At 54.8% G+C, this 21053-nt stretch carries 15 protein-coding genes; 3 read left to right on the forward strand and 12 right to left on the reverse strand.

Going from position 1 to position 21053, the window contains the following annotated elements; all coding sequences use genetic code 11:
* Nucleotides 1-128: 128 nt before the first annotated feature.
* The gene (glpD, locus tag H650_RS12535) at nucleotides 129-1634 is read left to right on the forward strand and encodes a glycerol-3-phosphate dehydrogenase (protein ID WP_020455567.1); all 1506 of its coding nucleotides are present in this window, start codon (nucleotides 129-131) and stop codon (nucleotides 1632-1634) included.
* A gap of 114 nt (nucleotides 1635-1748) precedes the next feature.
* Here the strand turns inward: glpD and glgP are convergent, their stop codons facing one another.
* The 6 genes from glgP to asd form a co-directional block, all read right to left on the reverse strand.
* Nucleotides 1749-4196 carry a glycogen phosphorylase gene (gene glgP / locus H650_RS12540; RefSeq protein WP_020455568.1) on the reverse strand — a complete coding sequence of 816 codons (2448 nt, stop codon included), beginning with the start codon at nucleotides 4194-4196 and terminating at the stop codon, nucleotides 1749-1751.
* Nucleotides 4197-4215: 19 nt separating this feature from the next.
* Nucleotides 4216-5649 carry a glycogen synthase GlgA gene (glgA, locus tag H650_RS12545; protein WP_017459547.1) on the reverse strand — a complete coding sequence of 478 codons (1434 nt, stop codon included), beginning with the start codon at nucleotides 5647-5649 and terminating at the stop codon, nucleotides 4216-4218.
* Nucleotides 5650-5731: 82 nt separating this feature from the next.
* Complete coding sequence (gene glgC / locus H650_RS12550) at nucleotides 5732-7024, reverse strand: glucose-1-phosphate adenylyltransferase (RefSeq protein WP_020455569.1); 1293 nt, start codon at nucleotides 7022-7024, stop codon at nucleotides 5732-5734.
* Nucleotides 7025-7038: 14 nt separating this feature from the next.
* Nucleotides 7039-9015 carry a glycogen debranching protein GlgX gene (gene glgX / locus H650_RS12555; protein WP_020455570.1) on the reverse strand — a complete coding sequence of 659 codons (1977 nt, stop codon included), beginning with the start codon at nucleotides 9013-9015 and terminating at the stop codon, nucleotides 7039-7041.
* The gene (gene glgB / locus H650_RS12560) at nucleotides 9012-11198 is read right to left on the reverse strand and encodes a 1,4-alpha-glucan branching enzyme (protein ID WP_020455571.1); all 2187 of its coding nucleotides are present in this window, start codon (nucleotides 11196-11198) and stop codon (nucleotides 9012-9014) included. The genes glgX and glgB overlap by 4 nt, the downstream gene beginning before the upstream one ends.
* A 259-nt stretch (nucleotides 11199-11457) precedes the next feature.
* Entirely contained in the window at nucleotides 11458-12564 is a 1107-nt protein-coding gene (asd, locus tag H650_RS12565) for an aspartate-semialdehyde dehydrogenase (RefSeq protein WP_020455572.1), read from the reverse strand.
* Between the two features lie 172 nt (nucleotides 12565-12736).
* On the opposite strand from asd, the gene H650_RS12570 reads away from it, so the two are divergent.
* Nucleotides 12737-13330 carry a YhgN family NAAT transporter gene (locus tag H650_RS12570; protein ID WP_017459552.1) on the forward strand — a complete coding sequence of 198 codons (594 nt, stop codon included), beginning with the start codon at nucleotides 12737-12739 and terminating at the stop codon, nucleotides 13328-13330.
* 36 nt (nucleotides 13331-13366) lie between these two features.
* On the opposite strand, the gene gntU is transcribed toward H650_RS12570, so the two are convergent.
* From gntU to H650_RS12595, 5 genes are all read right to left on the reverse strand, one after another.
* Entirely contained in the window at nucleotides 13367-14707 is a 1341-nt protein-coding gene (gene gntU / locus H650_RS12575; protein ID WP_020455573.1) for a gluconate transporter, read from the reverse strand.
* Complete coding sequence (gntK, locus tag H650_RS12580; protein WP_044489513.1) at nucleotides 14704-15237, reverse strand: gluconokinase; 534 nt, start codon at nucleotides 15235-15237, stop codon at nucleotides 14704-14706. Before gntK ends, gntU begins: the two co-directional genes overlap by 4 nt.
* Before the next feature lie 136 nt (nucleotides 15238-15373).
* A complete protein-coding gene (gntR, locus tag H650_RS12585) occupies nucleotides 15374-16369 on the reverse strand; it encodes a gluconate operon transcriptional repressor GntR (protein WP_020455575.1) in 996 nt (331 codons plus the stop codon).
* Between the two features lie 102 nt (nucleotides 16370-16471).
* Complete coding sequence (locus H650_RS12590; RefSeq protein ID WP_020455576.1) at nucleotides 16472-17167, reverse strand: pirin family protein; 696 nt, start codon at nucleotides 17165-17167, stop codon at nucleotides 16472-16474.
* Nucleotides 17168-17290: 123 nt separating this feature from the next.
* Nucleotides 17291-18328, reverse strand: a complete 1038-nt coding sequence (locus H650_RS12595) for an oxidoreductase (RefSeq protein ID WP_020455577.1) — start codon at nucleotides 18326-18328, stop codon at nucleotides 17291-17293.
* Between the two features lie 320 nt (nucleotides 18329-18648).
* Here H650_RS12595 and yhhY point away from each other — a divergent pair, with 320 nt between their 5' ends.
* Nucleotides 18649-19140 (forward strand): N-acetyltransferase, encoded by a 492-nt coding sequence (yhhY, locus tag H650_RS12600; RefSeq protein WP_020455578.1) that lies wholly within the window; start codon nucleotides 18649-18651, stop codon nucleotides 19138-19140.
* A gap of 34 nt (nucleotides 19141-19174) precedes the next feature.
* On the opposite strand, the gene ggt is transcribed toward yhhY, so the two are convergent.
* Nucleotides 19175-20935 carry a gamma-glutamyltransferase gene (ggt, locus tag H650_RS12605; RefSeq protein WP_020455579.1) on the reverse strand — a complete coding sequence of 587 codons (1761 nt, stop codon included), beginning with the start codon at nucleotides 20933-20935 and terminating at the stop codon, nucleotides 19175-19177.
* Between the last annotated feature and the right edge of the window lie 118 nt (nucleotides 20936-21053).

Below are 21053 nucleotides of genomic sequence, written 5' to 3' on the forward strand. Positions count from 1 at the left end.
GGGTTAGCGCCATTATGTTATGCATATCACTCTAAATTGTTTTTTTGATGTTACCAAAAGCGCGTTCCTTTGCTATTATGAGCGATATCGAACATTTTTGAGCTATAACGAAAGTGCATGAGGACAGCATGGAAACCAAAGATCTGATTGTGATAGGCGGGGGCATTAATGGTGCCGGTATCGCGGTTGACGCCGCAGGGCGTGGTTTGTCCGTGCTGATGCTGGAAGCACAGGATCTCGCCTGCGCGACATCCAGCAACAGCTCCAAATTGATTCACGGCGGCCTGCGCTACCTTGAACACTACGAATTCCGCCTGGTGAGCGAAGCGCTGGCCGAACGCGAAGTGCTGCTTAAAATGGCACCACACATCGCTTTCCCGATGCGTTTTCGTCTGCCGCACCGCCCGCACCTGCGCCCGGCGTGGATGATTCGTATTGGTCTGTTTATGTACGATCATCTGGGTAAACGCACCAGTTTGCCTGCATCGCGCGGTTTGCGTTTTGGCGCAGAATCGGTGCTGAAACCGGAAATCGTGCGCGGTTTCGAATATTCTGACTGTTGGGTGGACGATGCGCGTCTGGTACTCGCCAATGCGCAGATGGTGGAACAAAAAGGCGGTAAAGTGATGACCCGCACCCGCGCCACCAGCGCACGCCGTGAAAATGGCATGTGGATTGTTGAAGCGGAAGATATCGACACCGGAGAAAAATTTAGCTGGCAGGCGCGCGGTCTGGTTAACGCCACCGGCCCGTGGGTGAAAGAGTTCTTTGATGACGGTATGCATCTGCCATCCCCCTACGGCATCCGTCTGATCAAAGGCAGCCATATTGTGGTGCCGCGAGCACACGCGCAAAAACAGGCGTATATCCTGCAAAACGAAGATAAGCGTATTGTCTTTGTGATTCCGTGGATGGATGAGTTTTCAATTATCGGCACCACGGACGTGGAGTATAAAGGCGATCCGAAGCATGTGGAGATCGACGAAAACGAGATCAATTACCTGCTGAAAGTCTATAACGGTCACTTCAAGAAACAGCTAAGCCGCGAGGATATTGTCTGGACTTACTCCGGCGTACGCCCGCTGTGCGATGACGAATCCGATTCGCCGCAGGCTATCACGCGTGACTACACGCTGGATATCCACGACGAAAACGGCAAAGCACCGCTGCTCTCCGTGTTTGGCGGCAAGTTGACCACTTACCGCAAGCTGGCCGAACACGCGCTGGAAAAACTGACGCCGTACTACAAAGGTATTGGTCCGGCATGGACGAAAAGCTGTGTGTTACCAGGCGGGGATATTGCGGGCGATCGCGATGATTACGCCGCCAAATTGCGCCGCCGTTATCCGTTTATCAGCGAATCGCTGGCGCGCCACTATGCCCGCACTTACGGCAGCAACAGCGAGCTGATACTGGCAAATGCCACCAGCCTGGAAGCGTTAGGCGAGCATTTCGGCCACGAGTTGTATGAAGCCGAACTGCGTTACCTTGTCGAACACGAATGGGTCAGACGCCTGGACGACGCGATCTGGCGTCGCACCAAACTCGGCATGTGGCTGAATGCGGAAGAGCAGTCGCGTGTGGCGCAATGGTTAACCCGTCATCATAAAACGGAACTGTCGCTGGCGTCATAACAGAATCCGCTTCTCCCAACCGGGAGAGCGGCATCGCAAGAGAAGAAACCTCTCCCAATCGGGAGAGTGGCATCGCAAGAGAAGAAACCTCTCCCAACCGGGAGAGGTTTTTTATTACAGCCGAACCGGTTTGATATGCCAGATATAGTCGGCATATTCCTGAATGGTGCGATCCGATGAAAAGTACCCCATATTGGCGATGTTGCGCATCGCTTTATTGGTCCACTCTTCCGGGTGGCGATAAAGCTCATCCACTTTTTCCTGGCAGTCGATATAGCTACGGAAATCTGCCAGTACCTGATAATGGTCGCCAAAGTTGATCAAGGAATCGACGAGATCGCGGTAGCGCCCGGGTTCCTGCGGGCTGAATAAGCCAGTGGCGATTTGCGTCAGCACCTGATGCAACTCTTCATCTTTCTCGTAGTATTCACGCGGCTTATAGCCCTTGCGCCGCAGCGCTTCGACTTCATCCGCCGTGTTACCGAAGATAAAGATATTCTCTTCGCCAACGTGCTCTTGCATCTCAACATTTGCGCCATCCAGCGTGCCAATCGTCAGCGCGCCGTTGAGGGCAAACTTCATATTACTGGTGCCGGATGCTTCCGTGCCCGCCAGTGAAATCTGCTCGGAAAGATCCGCTGCCGGAATAATAACCTGCGCGAGACTGACGCTGTAATTGGGGATAAAGACCACTTTCAGTTTGTCACCAATCTGCGGATCGTTGTTGATCACCTGCGCGACATCGTTGATCAGATGGATAATATGTTTCGCCATGTAGTAAGCAGACGCGGCCTTGCCGGCGAAGATATTGACGCGCGGCACCCATTGCGCCGTGGGATCGGCCTTGATGCGGTTATAGCGAACAATAACGTGCAACACGTTCATTAGCTGGCGCTTATATTCATGAATGCGTTTGATCTGCACATCGAACAGCGCTTTCGGGTTCACTACCACATTAAGTTGCTGGGCGATAACGACCGCCAGCCGCTTTTTATTCTCCAGCTTCGCCTGGCGCACCGCCTGGTTCACCGTCGGGTAATCAATATGCTGCTCCAGCTCGCTCAACTGACTGAGATCGGTACGCCATGTGCGGCCAATATTTTCATCCAGCACATGCGAAAGCGACGGGTTCGCCAGCGCCAGCCAGCGCCGCGGCGTCACGCCGTTAGTGACGTTGAGAAAACGCATCGGGAAGATTTCTGCGAAATCGGCAAACAGCGACTGCACCATTAAATTGGAGTGCAGCTCGGAAACGCCATTCACTTTATGGCTCACCACCACCGCCAGCCAGGCCATACGCACCCGGCGTCCGCTGGCTTCGTCAATAATCGATGTGCGGCTCAACAAATCGGTGTTATTCGGATGCTGCTCCTGCAAGGTTTTGAGGAAATAATCATTAATTTCAAAGATGATTTGCAGATGGCGCGGCAAAATTTTACCCAGCATATCCACCGGCCAGGTCTCCAGCGCCTCACTCATCAGCGTGTGGTTGGTGTAAGAGAAGACCTGACAGGTCACCTCAAAGGCGTCATCCCATTCGAATTTATGTTCGTCAATGAGCAGACGCATCAGCTCAGGAATCGACAGCACCGGGTGGGTGTCGTTGAGATGAATGGCGATTTTATCTGCCAGATTGCTAAAAGTCTGGTGCAGCTGATAGTGGCGGCTGAGGATATCCTGCACCGTCGCGGAGACCAGGAAGTACTCCTGACGCAGACGCAACTCACGACCGGAGTAGGTTGAATCATCCGGGTAGAGGACGCGGGAGACGTTTTCCGAGTGGTTTTTATCTTCCACGGCGGCAAAGTAGTCACCCTGGTTGAATTTGCCGAGGTTGATTTCACTACTCGCCTGCGCGTTCCACAAACGCAGCGTGTTAGTCGCATCGGTATCGTAGCCGGGGATAATCTGATCGTAGGCAACCGCCAGGATCTCTTCGGTTTCAACCCAGCGGCTCTTTCTGCCTTCCTGCTGAATGCGCCCACCAAACCGCACTTTGTAGCGCGTGTTGTGGCGTTTAAACTCCCACGGGTTGCCGTATTCCAGCCAGTAATCCGGCGACTCTTTCTGCCGCCCGTCGACGATGTTCTGCTTGAACATCCCGTAGTCGTAACGAATGCCATAGCCGCGACCGGGCAATCCCAGCGTCGCCAGCGAATCCAGGAAGCAGGCCGCCAGTCGACCCAGCCCGCCGTTACCAAGGCCGGGGTCGTTCTCTTCATCAATCAGCTCTTCAAGATCGAACCCCATTTCATCCAGCGCATTTTTCACATCGTCATAGATACCGAGTGAGAGCAAGGCGTTAGAAAGGGTACGACCAATCAGAAACTCCATCGACAAGTAGTAAACCTGGCGCACTTCCTGAGAGAGCTGCGCACGGGTGGAACGCAGCCAGCGCTCCACCAGCCGATCGCGCACGGCAAACAGCGTGGCGTTCAGCCATTCGTGGCGATTGGCGACAGCCGGATCTTTACCGATGGTGAACATCAGTTTGTAGGCAATCGAATGTTTTAACGCCTCAATACTTAACGTAGGTGAAGCATAAGTAAAAGGTGCATTCATATAAGTGATTCCTGGAAAACTATTTCAACCGAAAGTAAAGATCGCGGTATGACTGCGCGGCGACCTGCCAGCTAAAATCCATCGCCATCGCCTGACGTTGCACAAAACGCCAAAGCGATGGACGGGACCACAACACGAAAGCACGCCTGATGGCCCTAAGCAGCGACCAGGCATTACTATCTTCAAACACAAAACCGCTGGCGACGCCATCCGCCAGGTTTTCCAGCGAACTGTCGGAAACCGTATCCGCCAGCCCGCCCGTGCGGCGCACTAATGGCAGCGTGCCGTACTTGAGGCCATACAATTGCGTCAGGCCGCAGGGTTCAAAGCGGCTCGGCACCAGAATCACATCCGCCCCGCCCATAATGCGGTGCGAGAACGCTTCGTGGTAACCAATCTGCACCCCCACCTGCCCGGAGTGTTCCGCGGCGGCGGCGAGGAACCCTTCCTGCAACACCGGATCGCCCGCGCCGAGTAGCGCCAGTTGACCACCCTGCTCCAGCAGCCCAGGCAAGGCTTCGAGCACCAGATCCAGCCCTTTCTGGCTGGTCAGGCGGCTCACCACCGCAAACAACGGGACTTTGTCGTTCACTTTCAGCCCCATCGCCACTTGCAGCTGGCGTTTGTTTTCCGCTTTTTCTTCCAGCGTATCGCGCGTGTAGCGCGCACCGAGCAGCAAATCGGTGGCCGGATCCCAAATTTTTTCATCCACGCCATTGAGGATGCCGCTCAGGCGACCTTCCTGCTGGCGCTGGCGCAACAATCCTTCCATGCCATAGGCGAACTGCGGTTCGGTGATCTCACGCGCGTACGTCGGGCTGACGGCGGTAATATGGTCCGCGTAATACAACCCCGCCTTGAGAAACGAAATCTGTCCGTTGAACTCCAGCCCGTGCATATTAAAGAACGACAATGGCAGTTCGATGTCATTCATATGCTGTGCATAAAACATGCCCTGATAGGCTAGGTTATGCACCGTAAACACCGACTTGGCCGGATGCCCCTTCGCCGCGAGGTACGCCGGTGCCAACCCTGCATGCCAGTCGTGCGCGTGCACCACATCCGGGCGCCAGAATGGATCAAGTCCGCTGGCCATTTCGCTGCCGACCCAACCGAGTAACGCAAAACGTAGTACGTTGTCGGTATAGGCGAACAAATTCGTGTCGTGATAGGGACTCCCGGGCCGATCGTACAGATGCGGCGCATCGATCATGTAAATCCCCACCCCGTTGAAGTGACCGAATAACAGCGAAATGTGGCCGGCAAACGTCTCACGCCGGGACACCACTTTCGCATCGCTCACGCCACGACGAATATCAGGGAACGCAGGTAACAGAACGCGAGTATCAACACCACCGGCAATTTGTGCCGCAGGCAACGCGCCAATCACGTCTGCCAGACCCCCGGTCTTCAGCAACGGAAACATCTCAGAACATACATGTAAAACCTGCATTATCGCTCCTGTTCAAAACCCGTTGGCCTTGACGCCAGAAAGGGGGAAACAGCGCGCGGACCCCTTCCGCGCAAGGTTATAATCAGATGCTTTCAGCTTTTAATTTGCGCAACATTTCTCGTGTGACCAACACAATGCCTTCTTCGGAACGGTAAAAGCGACGCGCATCTTCTTCCGCATTTTCACCAATCACCGTGCCTTCCGGTATCACACAGCCTCTGTCGATAATGCAGCGATGGAGGCGACAGGAGCGCCCCACCCACACTTCCGGCAGCAAGACCGAAGAGTCGATATTGCAGAATGAGTTGACACGCACGCGGTAGAACAACACCGACTGCACAACAACCGATCCTGAAATAACGCAACCGCCGGAAACCAGCGAGTTCAACGTCATGCCGTGGCTGCCCGACCTGTCCTGGACGAATTTCGCCGGGGGTAAAGATTGATTATAGGTACGGATAGGCCAATTTTGATCGTACATGTCCAGTTCCGGCATCACCGAGGCTAAATCCAGGTTCGTTTTCCAGTAGGCTTCGAGCGTGCCGACATCCCGCCAGTATGGCCCAGCATCAGGATCGGACTGCACGCAGGACAACGGGAAAGGGTGCGCATACGCCATGCCAGACTTCACTATCTGCGGAATGATGTCCTTACCAAAATCATGGCTGGAATTTTCATTCTCATCGTCCTGCTCCAGCAGGTCGTACAGATACTCCGCATCAAAAATATAGATCCCCATGCTGGCCAGCGCCTTGCTGTCGTCACCTGGCATACAGGGCGGCGACGCGGGTTTCTCTACGAAGTCGATTATTTTGTCGTTCTCATCAACGGCCATTACGCCAAAAGCGGTGGCTTCATGTACGGGCACCGGCAGGCAGGCAACGGTGCAGCGCGCCTCTTTTTCCACATGGTCAATCAGCATGCGCGAGTAGTCCTGCTTGTAGATGTGATCGCCCGCCAGGATGACGATGTACTCCGCACGATAACGACGAATGATGTCGAGATTCTGCGTGACGGCATCCGCCGTGCCGCGATACCAGTTTTCACCATGCACACGCTGCTGAGCGGGCAGCAGATCGACAAACTCATTCATCTCGTTATTAAAAAACGACCAGCCGCGCTGAATATGTTGAATCAGCGTATGCGACTGGTACTGCGTGATGACGCCAATTCGCCGAATGCCGGAGTTAATGCAGTTGGAAAGCGCGAAGTCGATGATGCGGAACTTGCCACCGAAGTGCACCGCCGGTTTGGCGCGTTTCTTGGTTAAATCTTTCAGACGCGTCCCCCGGCCGCCCGCCAGGATCAGGGCAACGGATTTTAGCGGCAACTGGCGCGCCAGCATTGTTGGGTCGTTCTTATCTAATCTCACCATGACTAACTCCTTTTTTATGACCGCTGAAATACGCACACTCCATGCGCGGGCCCGTGCCAGACAGAGACGATGACCGGATTGTCCTCTCCGGCAAAAGGCGGAATGGCGCACCATTCACCTGCGGGTAAAGCCATTTCTGCAACTTCTGCGGTGGCATTAAGGGTGATTAACACGCTGTCAGATAACAGGATCTGTAAGCGGTGCACCCCGTTTTGCCACGCCTGCGGCGTTAGCTGTTGCCCTTCGTCATTCAACCAGGCGACGTTGCCGTCACCCTCTTCCCACCACGCGTCACGCGTGAGCGCAGGAATACGCTGGCGCAAATGGATAAGCGCGGCGGTAAAAGTCACCAGCCCGCTATCCACCTGGCTCCAGTCAAGCCAGGTTAATGCGTTATCCTGGCAATAAGCATTGTTATTGCCGTGCTGGCTATGCCCCATTTCGTCGCCCGCCAGCAACATCGGCGTGCCTTGCGAAAGCAGTAACGTGGTTAATAGCGCGTGCATGCTCGCACGCCGTCTTTCAATCACATCAAGGCTGCCACCGAGTCCTTCTGTTCCATGGTTAAAACTGTGATTACTGTTGGTGCCGTCGCGGTTGTCTTCGCCATTGGCTTCGTTGTGTTTATTATCAAAAGAGACACAATCCCGCAGCGTAAAACCGTCATGCGCGGTGATCAGATTGACCGAGGCCGATGGCAGACGACCATCGCGTTTGAACACATCGCTGGAAGCGGCAAAGCGCCCGGCGAACTCCCCTAATGAGAGGGATTGTTCGAGCCAGAAACGGCGCGTCGCATCGCGGAAATGGTCGTTCCACTCGGCAAAAGGCGGCGGATAGTTCCCCACCTGATAACCACCGGGACCGATATCCCACGGCTCGGCAATCAGCTTCAGAGCGCGCAACAGCGGGTCGTTTTTAATGGCGTTAAACAGCGGTGCCTGCTGGCTGAATTCCGGGGTGCGTCCCATCACCGAGGCCAGATCAAAGCGGAAACCATCCACATGAAAGGTTTCGACCCAGTAACGCAGACAGGCATGTGCGTAATCCACCACATCGCCGTTATTCAAATTCAGCGTGTTACCGCAGCCGGTCCAGTTGTGGTAATCGCCATCCTCACGAGTCCAGTAATAACTTCGGTTGTCGATACCGCGCAGGGAAAAAGTCGGTCCGTCGAGATCGCTTTCGGCGCTATGGTTGAGGACAATATCGAGGATCACTTCGATGCCCGCCTGATGCAGCGCTTTTACCGCATCACGAAACTCATTAATTGCCTGCGCCGGGTTACTGGCGTAGCGGGGTTCCAGCGCAAACAGCGCCAGCGGGTTATAACCCCAGTAATTAGACAGCCCCAGCCGCTGCAGGCGCGGCTCGCTGGCGAAATGCGCAACAGGCAATAATTCCAGCGCAGTGATCCCCAGTTGTTTAAACCAGTTGATCATCACCGGGTGGCCCAGCGCCTTGTAGGTGCCGCGGATTTCCTGCGGCAGCGCCGGGTGCAACCACGTCAGCCCTTTGACATGTGCTTCGTAAATAACGGTGTTACCCCAGGGGATGCGCGGCGGCGCATCCTCTTCCCAGTCGTAATTGTCATGCACCACTACGCTGCGTAAGCCGAGCGCGGCGTTATCGTGGGGATCCGGCGCGTCATAACCGCCGTGAAACAACGGGTTGTCGAGCGTTTCGCCTTCAACACGCCGCGCACAAGGGTCGAGCAGTAATTTGGCCGGGTTAAAACGGTGCCCGCGAGCGGGCTCCCACGGGCCGTGAACACGGTAGCCATAATGCAAGCCAGGCTTCGCCCCTGCCAGAAAACCGTGCCAGATATTGCCAGTGCGGCCAGGTAAGTCGACGTGCTGTTCATTACCTTCATCATCGAACAGGCACAGCTCCACGCGCTCTGCATGGGCGGAAAACAGCGTAAAGTTCACGCCGTCTCTTTGCACATGTGCGCCGTGAGGTGTCGCTTTTCCGGCCGTCAGCTTGCTCATTCGCCCTCCCGCACCAGCCAGATAGTCGCCAGCGGCGGTATGGTCAACAGCAGAGAGTGTTCACGCCCGCGATTAGCGATCGCGTCGCTGTGTACCACGCCGCCATTGCCGGTGTTGCTACCGTGGTAATGCATTGAGTCGCTGTTCAGCTCTTCGCGCCAGCGACCCGGCTGATTGATACCAATGCGATAACCGGGGCGCGGGACAGGGGTAAAGTTGCTGACCACGATAATTTCATTGCCCTGCTTATCCCGACGGACAAAGGCAAACACCGAGGCTTCATGATCGTCCACCACCAGCCATTCAAACCCGTAGGGGTCAAAGTCCAGCTCGTGCAGCGCTTTGTGATGGCGATAAACCTGGTTCAAATCTCGCACCAGACGCTGCACGCCGTGATGCCAGTTATCACCGCCCTCCAGCAGGTGCCAGTCGAGGCTGGCATCGTGGTTCCACTCGCGCCCCTGCGCAAATTCGTTGCCCATAAACAGCAGCTTTTTACCGGGGAACGCCCACATCCAGGCGTAATAGGCGCGCAGATTGGCGAACTTTTGCCAGGCATCGCCGGGCATACGATCAAGAATGGATTTCTTGCCGTGCACCACTTCGTCATGGGAAAGCGGCAGGATAAAGTTCTCAGTGTAGTTATAGAGAATACCGAAGGTCATCTTGTCGTGGTGGTACTTGCGGTACACCGGATCAAGCTTCATGTAATCCAGCGTGTCATGCATCCAGCCGAGGTTCCATTTGTACCAGAAGCCCAGCCCGCCCAGCGACGGCGGGCGCGACACGCCAGCGAAATCGGTAGACTCTTCCGCCATGCTGACGGCGCCGGGCGCTTGCTCACCGATAATGCGGTTGGTATTGCGCAAAAACTCAATCGCTTCCAGGTTCTCACGACCGCCGAATTCATTGGGGATCCATTCCCCCTCTTTGCGGCTGTAGTCGCGGTAGATCATCGACGCCACCGCATCCACGCGCAGGGCGTCAATACCGAAGCGTTCAATCCAGTACAGCGCGTTACCGACCAGATAGTTGCTCACTTCCCGGCGACCATAGTTGTAAATCAGCGTGTTCCAGTCCTGGTGATAGCCTTCACGCGGATCGCTGTGCTCGTAGAGTTTGGTGCCGTCGAAATCCGCCAGACCAAAATCATCGGACGGGAAATGGCCTGGCACCCAATCGAGGATCACCCCTAAACCAGCCGCGTGCGCGGTGTGAATAAAGTGCAGGAAATCGTCGCGCGTACCGAAACGGCGGGTTGGCGCGTACAAACCGGTAGGTTGATACCCCCAACTGCCATCGAACGGATGCTCATTCACGGGCATCAACTCAAGATGGGTGAAGCCCATCCATTTCGCGTAAGGCACGAGCTGGTCCGCCAGCTCGCGGTAGCTGAGCCAAAAGTTGTTGTCGGTATGACGACGCCAGGAGCCAAGATGAACTTCATAGATACTGATTGGCGCATCGAATTCATTGGCGCGTTTGCGCTCTTCGCTCTGCGTTTTCTTGCCCGGCAAGCCGCAAATCAGCGACGCGCTGTCGGGCCGCATTTGCGCCTCAAACGCATAAGGATCAGCTTTGATACGCAGCTTACCTTGCGCATCAATCATCTCGAATTTGTAGAGCTGCCCATTGAGCGCACCGGGGATGAAAAGCTCCCAGATACCGCTTTCCCGACGCAGGCGCATCGGGTGGCGGCGGCCATCCCAGTAGTTAAACTGCCCTACCACGGAGACGCGCTGCGCATTTGGCGCCCAGACGGAGAAACGGGTACCCACCACGCCATCGACCGTATCGGCATGCGCTCCCAGCGTTTCGTAAGGCCGCATATGCGTGCCTTCGCTCAGCAGCCAGGCATCCATATCCTGGATTAACGGGCCAAAACGGTAAGGATCATCAATCAGATTTTGTTGGCCGTGCCAGATAACGGCGAACTGATAATAAAAAGGATTTTTACGGCGTTGCATCACGCCGCTAAAGAATCCCCTGGAATCCAGGCACTCCAGTTTTCCCACTTTGCGCCCGGTTTTCGGCTCGATAACCCACACTTCGGTGGCATCAGGCAGCAGCGCACGTACTTCCAGACCCGCTTCAGTCTGGTGCATCCCCAGCACCGAAAAAGGATCAGCAAAATGACCCGCAATAAGCGCGTTAATGACGTCTTTATCAACACGAACGGACATGGTTCTCATCCTGTTGTTGTGGCATCGCACCTTCCACCGTAGTAAGTCCGGTTGCGACACTTTTTTGACCTGAACGGCGCAGCACCAAATGTGCATCCTCTCTGCTCCGTCCCATCTTCAGGCAAGATGTTCCGACACCTTGTCTAAAGCATAGCCAACACTTTTCAACACTTGAGAAAATAAACACATCTGTGCTTCTTTCTGGCAAAAAAGCACAAAAAAAGGGGCGCCGTAGCGCCCCTTGTGGTGGTGAACTCTGTTACGCCAGTTGGCGCAACATACGACGCAGCGGTTCGGCCGCGCCCCATAACAGCTGGTCACCAACGGTAAAGGCTGAGAGGAACTCCGGCCCCATGTTCAGTTTACGCAGACGACCAACCGGCGTGGTCAGCGTGCCGGTGACGGCGGCTGGCGTCAGTTCGCGCATGCTGATCTCGCGATCGTTTGGCACCACTTTCGCCCACGGGTTATGCGCCGCCAGCAGCTCTTCGATAGTCGGAATCGACACATCTTTTTTCAGCTTGATGGTGAACGCCTGGCTGTGGCAGCGCAGCGCGCCGATGCGCACGCAAAGGCCATCGACCGGGATCACATTCGCGGTGTTGAGAATTTTGTTGGTTTCAGCCTGACCTTTCCACTCTTCGCGGCTCTGGCCGTTATCAAGCTGTTTGTCGATCCACGGGATCAGGCTGCCCGCCAGTGGTACGCCAAAGTTATCGACCGGCAGCTCGCCGCTACGGGTCAGCGCGGTCACTTTACGTTCGATATCCAGAATCGCTGACGCCGGATCGGCAAGCTCGGCGGCAACATGGCTGTGCAACTGGCCCATTTGCGTCAGCAGTTCACGCATATGGCGCGCGCCGCCGCCGGATGCGGCCTGGTAAGTGGCAACTGATACCCACTCCACCAGATCGTTGGCAAACAGCCCGCCGAGCGACATCAGCATCAGGCTGACGGTGCAGTTACCGCCGACAAAGGTTTTCACGCCGTTGTTCAGGCCGTCATTGATCACCGCCTGGTTAACCGGGTCGAGGATAATGATGGCGTCATCTTTCATGCGTAAAGAGGAAGCCGCGTCGATCCAGTAACCCTGCCAGCCGCTTTCACGAAGCTTTGGATAGATTTCGTTGGTATAATCGCCGCCCTGGCAGGTGACAATGATGTCGAGTGCCTTCAGCGCTTCCAGATTGAACGCGTCCTGAAGCGTGCCTGCTGTACTTCCGCCAAACGCGGGTGCAGCCTGCCCAAACTGGGAAGTGGAAAAGAAGACAGGGCGAATGGCGTCGAAATCGCGCTCTTCAATCATGCGCTGCATGAGAACGGAGCCGACCATTCCGCGCCAACCGATAAAACCAACATTTTTCATAGCGAAGTTCCTGCGAAGGTGTGTGCTGTGTATACGAACCAGTATCCCACTGGGAATAGCCACATTACAAAATGCAGCCAAAGTCGCAAGTGAAATTAATCAATGATCGCGAACGTATCAGAAATGCAGCTAATTACTGTAATTTTGCCGACTGCGTCAGGGATAAGAGTGAATGACTGATATCATCTCCGCCACCGTGTTGTTGATCCTGATTATGGATCCCCTGGGCAACCTGCCCATCTTTATGTCGGTACTGAAACACACCGAGCCGAAGCGCCGACGGGCGATCATGATCCGCGAGCTGCTCATTGCGCTGCTGGTGATGTTTATCTTCCTCTTCGCCGGGGAAAAAATCCTCGCGCTACTCAATTTACGCGCGGAGACGGTTTCTATCTCCGGCGGCATTATTCTGTTCCTGATTGCCATTAAGATGATTTTCCCCAGCGAATCCGGCAGCAGCTCTGGCCTGCCCGCTGGCGAAGAGCCGTTTATCGTCCCGCTGGCAATCCCGCTGGTGGCAGGTCCAACGCTGCTGGCAACGTTAATGCTGCTTTCCCATCAATATCCGAATCAAATGAGCCACCTGGTGATTGCGCTGCTGATTGCCTGGGGCGGCACGGTGGCTATCTTGTTGCAATCGTCACTGTTTTTGCGCCTGCTCGGCGAGAAAGGGGTTAACGCACTGGAAAGGCTGATGGGTCTGATCCTGGTGATGCTCGCCACCCAGATGTTCCTGGATGGGATTCGGGTGTGGATGAAGGGGTAAAACGAACCCTCTCCCGACGGGAGAGGGTTGGCAAACTTAGCTCAACAGTGAAAACGCAATCATCCCGATAATCGCACCGGTGGTGCCAAGGATGGTTTCCATCATGGTCCAGGTTTTCAGCGTTTGCGCTTCGGTTGCGCCGGTAAAGCGGCCATACAACCAGAAACCGGCGTCGTTCACGTGGCTTACCACAATCGAACCGCCCGCGATGCAGATAGAGAGTGCTGCCATCTGCGCGCCGTTGAAATGCAACTGTTCAATAACCGGCATTACCAGGCCGACAGCCGTCAGACAAGCAACCGTGGCGGAACCCTGAATAATGCGCACCGCGGCAGCCAGCACAAAACAGGTGATCGCGATAGGCAAGCCCATTCCGGTCAGCGCTTCGCCCAGTGCCGGGCCAACGCCGGAATCCACCAGCACTTGCTTGAACACGCCGCCCGCACCAATCACCAGCAGAATAATGCCCGCCGGTTGCAGCGCCTGACCGCAGATTTCCATCACACGATCTTTCGGCATTCCCTGTCTCATCGCTAGGCCATAAATCGCCACCAGGCACGCAACGAGGATCGCGGTGAACGGGTGACCGATAAACTCCAGCCAGTCGTACAAATTGCTGCCTTCGGTAACGAAACGCGCGGCGATGGTTTTCATCCCCACCAGCACCAGCGGGAGCAAAATCAGCGACAGGCTGAAACCAAACGAGGGCATTTTGCCTTCGCCCAGATGCGGCTCGCTAATATCATCAGGAATGTGCAGCTCCACATGGCGGCTGATAAAGTTGCCCCATAGCGGACCAGCAATCAACATGCCCGGAATTGCCGCGCACAGGCCAATCAGGATCATCCAGCCGAAATCCGCGTGCATCTGCGATGCCAGCAGCATCGGTGCAGGCCCCGGCAGCAGGAACGCCGCGGCTGCCGCAACCCCTGCGAACAGCGGAATAACCAGTTTCACCAGGTTGGTGCCGGTATGGCGCGCCATAGAGAACGCCACGCTAATCAACAGCACAATCGCCACTTCAAAAAACAGCGGCAGCGCGCAAATCAGACCGGCGAGGCCAATCGCGTAATGCGCGCGACTGTGACCAAAGGATCGCAACATTTTGACGGCGATTTGGTCCACCGAGCCGGTCTCGTGAAGGATTTTGCCGAACATCGCGCCGAGCGCGACCACAATCGCCAGAAAGCCGAGCGTACCGCCCATCCCTTTTTCCATGGTCTGCGCGATTTTAATCAACGGCATCCCGGAAAAAAGCCCTGCGCCAATGGAAACCACCATCAAAGCAACAAAAGCGTGCATACGCGCTTTCATCACTAAAAACAGCAGCAGCAAAACCGAGCCTACTGCTGTTAAAACAAGCGTTAATGTACTCACTTAGCACTGCCTTTAGTAATGACTTCAATGGTGCTGGCAACAACACCCTCCAGCGGCTGGTCAATATCCACAACCAGAACATCCGGCTCATCCGCGCCCGGTTCTTGCAGCGCTTCAAACTGCGTTACCAACATTTGCGTTTTGAAGAAGTGCCCTTTACGCGCTTTCAGACGGCCTTCAATCACGTCGAAGTCGCCTTTCAGGTAGATGAAAGAGAGGTTTGGGTTACCGTCGCGCAGCTGGTCGCGATAGTGTTTTTTCAGCGCCGAGCAAACAATCAGCGACACTTTGTTGGTGCGCTGCATGGCGAAAGCGGCGTCGTTCAGCGCCTGCAGCCACGGTTTGCGGTCATCGTCGTTCAGCGGTTCACCGGACGCCATTTTGGTGATGTTGCTGCGCGGATGGAGGAAGTCGCCGTCGAGAAACGCGGCATGTAACTGATGCGCCACTTCGCTGGCGACAGCGGATTTACCGCTGCCTGAAACGCCCATCAGAACATAAACGTGGTGATCAAGGTTAGTCGTGCTCAAGGGTAGCCCCCACTGGTGCAAGAGTGAATTGTTACGGGTAACTGTTATCGGTAACATTGTCCTGCTGGGGTAACGGAGAAGCAATATCCATTCGTGCCAGAGATAAATAAGTGTGAGCTAGCTCAAATTTGTCAGACTAAATAGATCCGCCCGGTGACAAAGTGAAACCTAAATCTAACATTTTCGGCGTAACTGACTCACCACGAATGCGCGCCAGTAAGCGTTCAGCGCCAATTCGCCCCATGCGTTCACGCGGCGTGAGCACGCTTGCCAGACGCGGCTCCATTACCTGGCCAATGTCGTGACCGTGGAACCCGGCGATTGCCATATCCTGCGGAATTTTCAGCCCCAGACGCTGGCACTCAAACGCCGCGCCAACGGCAAGGTCATCGTTCGTACAAAAAATTCCGTCAAGCTGAGGGTACTCGCGGCGCGCCTGGCGCATCAGTTCGATACCGGCGGTATAAGAGGAAGATTGCTCCACCATCACGCTGTACGGCGTTAAACCTGCCTCCAGCATCGCCTGCTCGTAACCCTTCTGTTTGATGATAGTACGTTCGTCCAGGCGTGCGCCGAGATAAGCAACCCGACGGTGGCCGCGCTCAATGATGGCGGTCGTTATCTGCCGCGCCGCTTCGAAGTTATCAAAGCCAACAGCGATATCGAGGCAAGGCGAGCGGCTGTCCATTAGCTCCACCACCGGAATACCAGCAACTTCAATCATTTTCAGCGTGCGCTGGGTATGGGTACGTTCGGTAAGGATCAGGCCGTCAATGTTCCATGAGAGCATCGATTCCAGGCGCTCTTCTTCCATTTCGGCTTTGTAACCGTAGTGCGCCAGCATAGTTTGATACCCGTGCGCGTCGGTCACGCTTTCAATGCCGCGTAACACTTCGGCGAAAACCTGGTTGGTCAGGGAAGGGAGAAGCACACCAATCGCCCGGCTGGTGGCGTTAGAGAGAATATCGGGAGCCCGATTTGGAATGTAACCCAGTTCATCAAGCGCAGCAGCTATTTTGCCCCGTAACGCGACGGAAACTTGCTCCGGGTTACGCAAAAAACGGCTAACGGTCATTTTGGTCACGCCAACGCGATCGGCCACATCCTGAAGTACGGGTCTTTTCTTTTTCATCGTCCTGACATTTTTCTGAGTAAGAGATTTCCTCAGTTTATCACGGACAACGCGCAACCTTCCGGCCAAAACCAGGAGGTTGCGTCATTTATTTAACCAACATCATACCGGCGGCAGATCGAACAGCAGGATTTCACTGTCGCTATCGGCATGCACCGAGATAGCCTGCTCATCCCAAATGGCCAGACCATCGCTGGTGGTGGCTTTTGTCCCGTTGATAGTGACTTCGCCTTTCACCACCTGGATCCACACGCGGCGTTCAGCGGCAATCTGGTGTACAGACTGCTCATCTTTCAGCAGCGCCCAGCGGTAAAGCTCCATATCCTGATGCACTTTCAGCGAACCATCACGCGCATCCGGCGATAGCACCAGTTGTTTGCCCTGCACCGCATCAAAGCGACGCTGTTCATAGCGCGGCGTGATGCCGTTAGTTTCTGGAATGATCCAGATTTGATACAGGCGCAGACGGTCGGTTTTGCTCGGGTTGTATTCCGAGTGACGCACCCCAGTACCGGCGCTCATAATCTGGAACTCGCCCGCAGGAACCTGTTCTTTGTTGCCCATGCTGTCCTGGTGTTCAACCGCCCCTTCCAGTACATACGTCAGGATTTCCATGTCTTTGTGCGGGTGAGTGCCAAAGCCCTGGCCTGCATCGATAACGTCATCGTTAATCACACGCAGTGCCGAGAAGCCCATAAAATTTGGGTCGTAATAGTTGGCAAACGAGAAAGTGTGCCAGGAATCCAGCCAACCATGATTTGCATGGCCACGGTCATTTGCTTTGCGTAAGAAGATCATCTTGTTTACCCCCGTATGTTTTCGATGGAGTAAGTGTGGACGCAATTGACCAACGATCATAGAGGGTGAAAATTGACTCCTCTGTTCAAAAAAAGTGAACAAGTTGCGAGGAGTCTTTTTCAGTTATTTCGCGAGGGTTATCGTGGCAGGAGAAGCCTGCTCAAAGGCGCGCTCCAGCAGTTCAAGGTTGGTGAGAACTTCAGATTCCTTGACGTAATTTGGCGCACCGTTTGAAAGCGTTTCGTACAGCGCATCGTAGACGCGGCCATAGTCACCCGTTTCCGGAGCGACCTCTTCCCGCACCGTTTCACCCGCCGCATTCACATATTCCAGAACGCCCTTGCTGTCGTCAGCGGCAAAACCGGGTTCGCCCGGCATGATATTGGCTTTCAGGCTGGTTTCCTGCTGGTCGATACCGTATTTAATAAACGACCCTTTGGTGCCGTGGACGATAAATTTCGGGTAATCAATCTTCACCAGATGGCTGGTTTTGACGATGGCTTTTAAATCGCCGTAAAACAGCTGGGCTTCGAAAGTATCATCCGGGTTGGCTTTATTACGCAGGCTGCGGATGTCATATGCGGCATGATCCGGGCGGCCAAACAGCGAAATGATTTGATCCATCGTATGCACGCCAAGGCCATAAAATGAGCCGTCCTGCGGCAAACCAGGTTTGGTTTCCGCTACCGGGCGGTAGTAATCAAAATGGCTTTCGATTTCCACGATGTTGCCGAGTTTGCCGCTTTCAATCGCCTTTTTCGTGGTGAGGAAGCAGGAGTCAAAACGGCGATTCTGGTACGGCGTTACCGTCAGGCCTTTGCGTTTTGCCAGCTCAAACAGCGTTACCGCTTCCGCCATTGTCGGGGTGAATGGTTTTTCCACCAGCACATTTTTACCCGCTTCCAGCGCACGCTTAGCGTAGTCGAAATGGCTGTCGGCATGGGTACAAACGATCACCAGTTTGACCTGCGGATCATTAAAGATGTCGTCAATATCGCTGGTGAAGTGAATGTGTTGATACTGCGGATGCTGCTCTTCCGGCTTCGGGTGGCGGCGAAAAATATGCGCCACATGCCAGCTGTCTTTGCGGTGCAGAACATACGGGAGGTGATAACGGGTGGTGCTTTTACCAAAGCCGATAAAGGCGCAATGTAGCGTCATAATCCAGTCCTTATCAAGTTGACTCTCACAACCATAGCGCATCTGCAAAGGACGTGTCCCTGACCCTTTTCCCAAAAGGGCGGCAAACGGGAAGGCAAATCGCAGGCAAAAAAAAGCCAGCACGCGGCTGGCTAAGAAATACTGGAAGCAATGTGAGCAATGTCGTGCTTTCAGGATTACCGCAACGGTTTCCCTGAACGCATGGCAATAATAATCATTATCATTCGCACTTGTCCACTTTTTTTTGCAAAAAATGGCAGTTGACGCTTCGCCAGAAAGCCAGGAAGGTAGCTTTCTACCCCATCAACAGGAGAAGCAGGATGAGCAAGATAGTGGTACGCCATGCCGAAGCGCGCGATGCAGAATCTTTACGTCAGTTTTATGCGCAACCCGAGGTGTATCATAACCTGCTACAGCTACCTCATCCCCCTGCAGAACTGTGGGAAGATCGCCTGAAGCCGCAACCCGGCCGCCGCCAGTTGGTTGCCTGCATTGACGAGCAAGTCGTCGGGAACCTGACGTTAATGGTGGAACAAAACCCGCGCCGTAGCCATGTCGCCTTTTTTGGCATGGCGGTATCATCGGCGTTCCAGAACCGGGGCGTCGCCAGTGCGCTGATGCGTGAAATGATTAACCTGTGCGATAACTGGTTGCGCATCGAACGCATTGAGTTAACGGTGTTTGCTGATAACGCCCCCGCGCTCGCCGTGTACCGTAAATTTGGTTTCGAGATTGAGGGTACAGGCAAGCGTTATGCGTTGCGTAACGGCGAGTATGTTGATTCGTACTATATGGCACGAATGAAAGGCTAAGAAATTCCTCTCCCCAAACGGGGAGAGGAATTGTTCAGTATCCGGCGGTTAAATCATCCACCGAGCGCGGATCCGACGCGCCATACAATGTACCGTCCGGCCCGACCATAATGCTCTGCGTACTGCCCATCGCTTCCTTAACGGCTACTTTTTGCCCTTTCTGTTCAAGCAGTTTTAACGTGTCCGGGCTAAAGCCTTTCTCGACGCGCAGTTCATCCGGCAGCCATTGATGATGAAAACGCGGCGCGTTGGTAGCCTCGGCGACATTCATACCAAAATCGATGCTATTCACCACCATTTGCAACACTGTTGTGATAATACGGCTACCGCCGGGGCTGCCGGTGACCAGCCAGGTTTTGCCATCTTTCAGCACAATGGTTGGCGACATTGAAGAGAGTGGGCGTTTGCCCGGCCCAATCGCATTCGCATCGCCGCCCACCAGCCCGTAGACATTCGGCACGCCCGGTTTGGCAGAGAAATCATCCATTTCGTTATTCAGCAGAATGCCGGTATTGCCAGCAACAATCCCGGTGCCGAATACCGTATTCAGCGTATAAGTGACCGCAACTGCATTGCCATCTTTATCCACCACCGAGAAGTGCGTGGTTTGGTTACTTTCGTAAGGTGCCAGCTTGCCGGGGCGGATCTGGCTGGAGGGGCGCGCTTTGTTGACATCAATCTGCGCGGCGATCGATTTGGCGTACTCTTTGTTGGTTAACGCCTGCCACGGCACTTTGACAAAGTCCGGATCGCCCAGATATTCCGAACGGTCGGCATAGGCATATTTCTCCGCCTCGGTCATCACCTGCATCGCATCCGCACTGCCAAAGCCGTACTTCGCCAGATCGAAGTTTTCCAGGATATTGAGGATTTCCACGATATGAATCCCGCCTGATGAGGGCGGTGGCATGGAGTAAATCTCGTAACCGCGATAGCTGCCGCTTATCGGCGTGCGCTCCACGGCTTTGTAGTTGGCTAAATCCTCTTTGGTGATAAGCCCACCGTTTTTGCTCATCTGCTGGGCGATTTGCTCAGCAATCGCGCCTTTGTAGAAGGCGTCCGGACCTTTCTCAGCAATCATCTCCAGACTTTTGCCGAGATTGCTTTGCACCAGCTTGTCGCCCTTTTTCAGCGGCTCGCCATCTTTCCAGAAAATGGCTTTGCTGGTTTCGTGGTTGGGCAACACTTCACTGCCATAGGTTTTCAAATCGCCCGCCAGCGCATCGTTCACCACAAAGCCCTGTTTCGCCAGCTTGATGGCCGGTTGCACCACTTTGTTCAGCGGCAGCGTGCCGTACTTTTCCAGCGCCAGCGAGAAACCTGCAACGGTGCCGGGCGTGCCGGACGCCAGATGAGAAGTCAGGGATTTTTTACTGTCCGGGTTGCCCTGATCGTCGAGAAACATATCGCGTGTCGCGCCAGCGGGGGCCATTTCACGGAAATCAATCGCCGTGACGTTCCCTTCTTTGCTACGAATCAGCATGAAACCGCCACCGCCGAGGTTACCGGCCTGCGGATGCGTGACTGCCAGTGCGTAACCAACCGCCACCGCTGCATCCACCGCGTTACCGCCCTGCTTGAGAATATCGACACCGACGCGCGTGGCAGTTTCATCCACCGAGGCAACCATGCCCTGTTTCGCTACAACAGGATGAAAGACATCGGCTTCAACCCCGTAAGATACCGGAGGCGGCGCGGTCGCCTGCCCTTCTGGCGGCGCCGCCGCAACGCCAAAACATCCTCCCGCCATCAGCGCGGCAATCGCCAGCCAACGCGCAAACTTCTGTTTCATCATCGTCGTTCTCCCGAGTAAGGGCTACAGTCCCCGCTTAAGCCTGGTTCACAACTCTTAAAAATGCATTGTCACGAATGAAAGCGAGTAAACTGATAGGAAACCTCAATGGAGGACAGGA

Origin of the sequence: Enterobacter sp. R4-368, from assembly GCF_000410515.1 — a bacterium.
Classification (GTDB): domain Bacteria; phylum Pseudomonadota; class Gammaproteobacteria; order Enterobacterales; family Enterobacteriaceae; genus Kosakonia.

What these genes read in the sequence shown, in the direction of transcription:
- glpD (WP_020455567.1), top strand. Translation starts at nt 129, where the DNA reads ATGGAAACCAAAGATCTGATTGTGATAGGCGGGGGCATTAATGGTGCC.
- glgP (WP_020455568.1), bottom strand. Translation starts at nt 4,196, where the DNA reads ATGAATGCACCTTTTACTTATGCTTCACCTACGTTAAGTATTGAGGCG.
- glgA (WP_017459547.1), bottom strand. Translation starts at nt 5,649, where the DNA reads ATGCAGGTTTTACATGTATGTTCTGAGATGTTTCCGTTGCTGAAGACC.
- glgC (WP_020455569.1), bottom strand. Translation starts at nt 7,024, where the DNA reads ATGGTGAGATTAGATAAGAACGACCCAACAATGCTGGCGCGCCAGTTG.
- glgX (WP_020455570.1), bottom strand. Translation starts at nt 9,015, where the DNA reads ATGAGCAAGCTGACGGCCGGAAAAGCGACACCTCACGGCGCACATGTG.
- glgB (WP_020455571.1), bottom strand. Translation starts at nt 11,198, where the DNA reads ATGTCCGTTCGTGTTGATAAAGACGTCATTAACGCGCTTATTGCGGGT.
- asd (WP_020455572.1), bottom strand. Translation starts at nt 12,564, where the DNA reads ATGAAAAATGTTGGTTTTATCGGTTGGCGCGGAATGGTCGGCTCCGTT.
- H650_RS12570 (WP_017459552.1), top strand. Translation starts at nt 12,737, where the DNA reads ATGACTGATATCATCTCCGCCACCGTGTTGTTGATCCTGATTATGGAT.
- gntR (WP_020455575.1), bottom strand. Translation starts at nt 16,369, where the DNA reads ATGAAAAAGAAAAGACCCGTACTTCAGGATGTGGCCGATCGCGTTGGC.
- H650_RS12590 (WP_020455576.1), bottom strand. Translation starts at nt 17,167, where the DNA reads ATGATCTTCTTACGCAAAGCAAATGACCGTGGCCATGCAAATCATGGT.
- H650_RS12595 (WP_020455577.1), bottom strand. Translation starts at nt 18,328, where the DNA reads ATGACGCTACATTGCGCCTTTATCGGCTTTGGTAAAAGCACCACCCGT.
- yhhY (WP_020455578.1), top strand. Translation starts at nt 18,649, where the DNA reads ATGAGCAAGATAGTGGTACGCCATGCCGAAGCGCGCGATGCAGAATCT.
- ggt (WP_020455579.1), bottom strand. Translation starts at nt 20,935, where the DNA reads ATGATGAAACAGAAGTTTGCGCGTTGGCTGGCGATTGCCGCGCTGATG.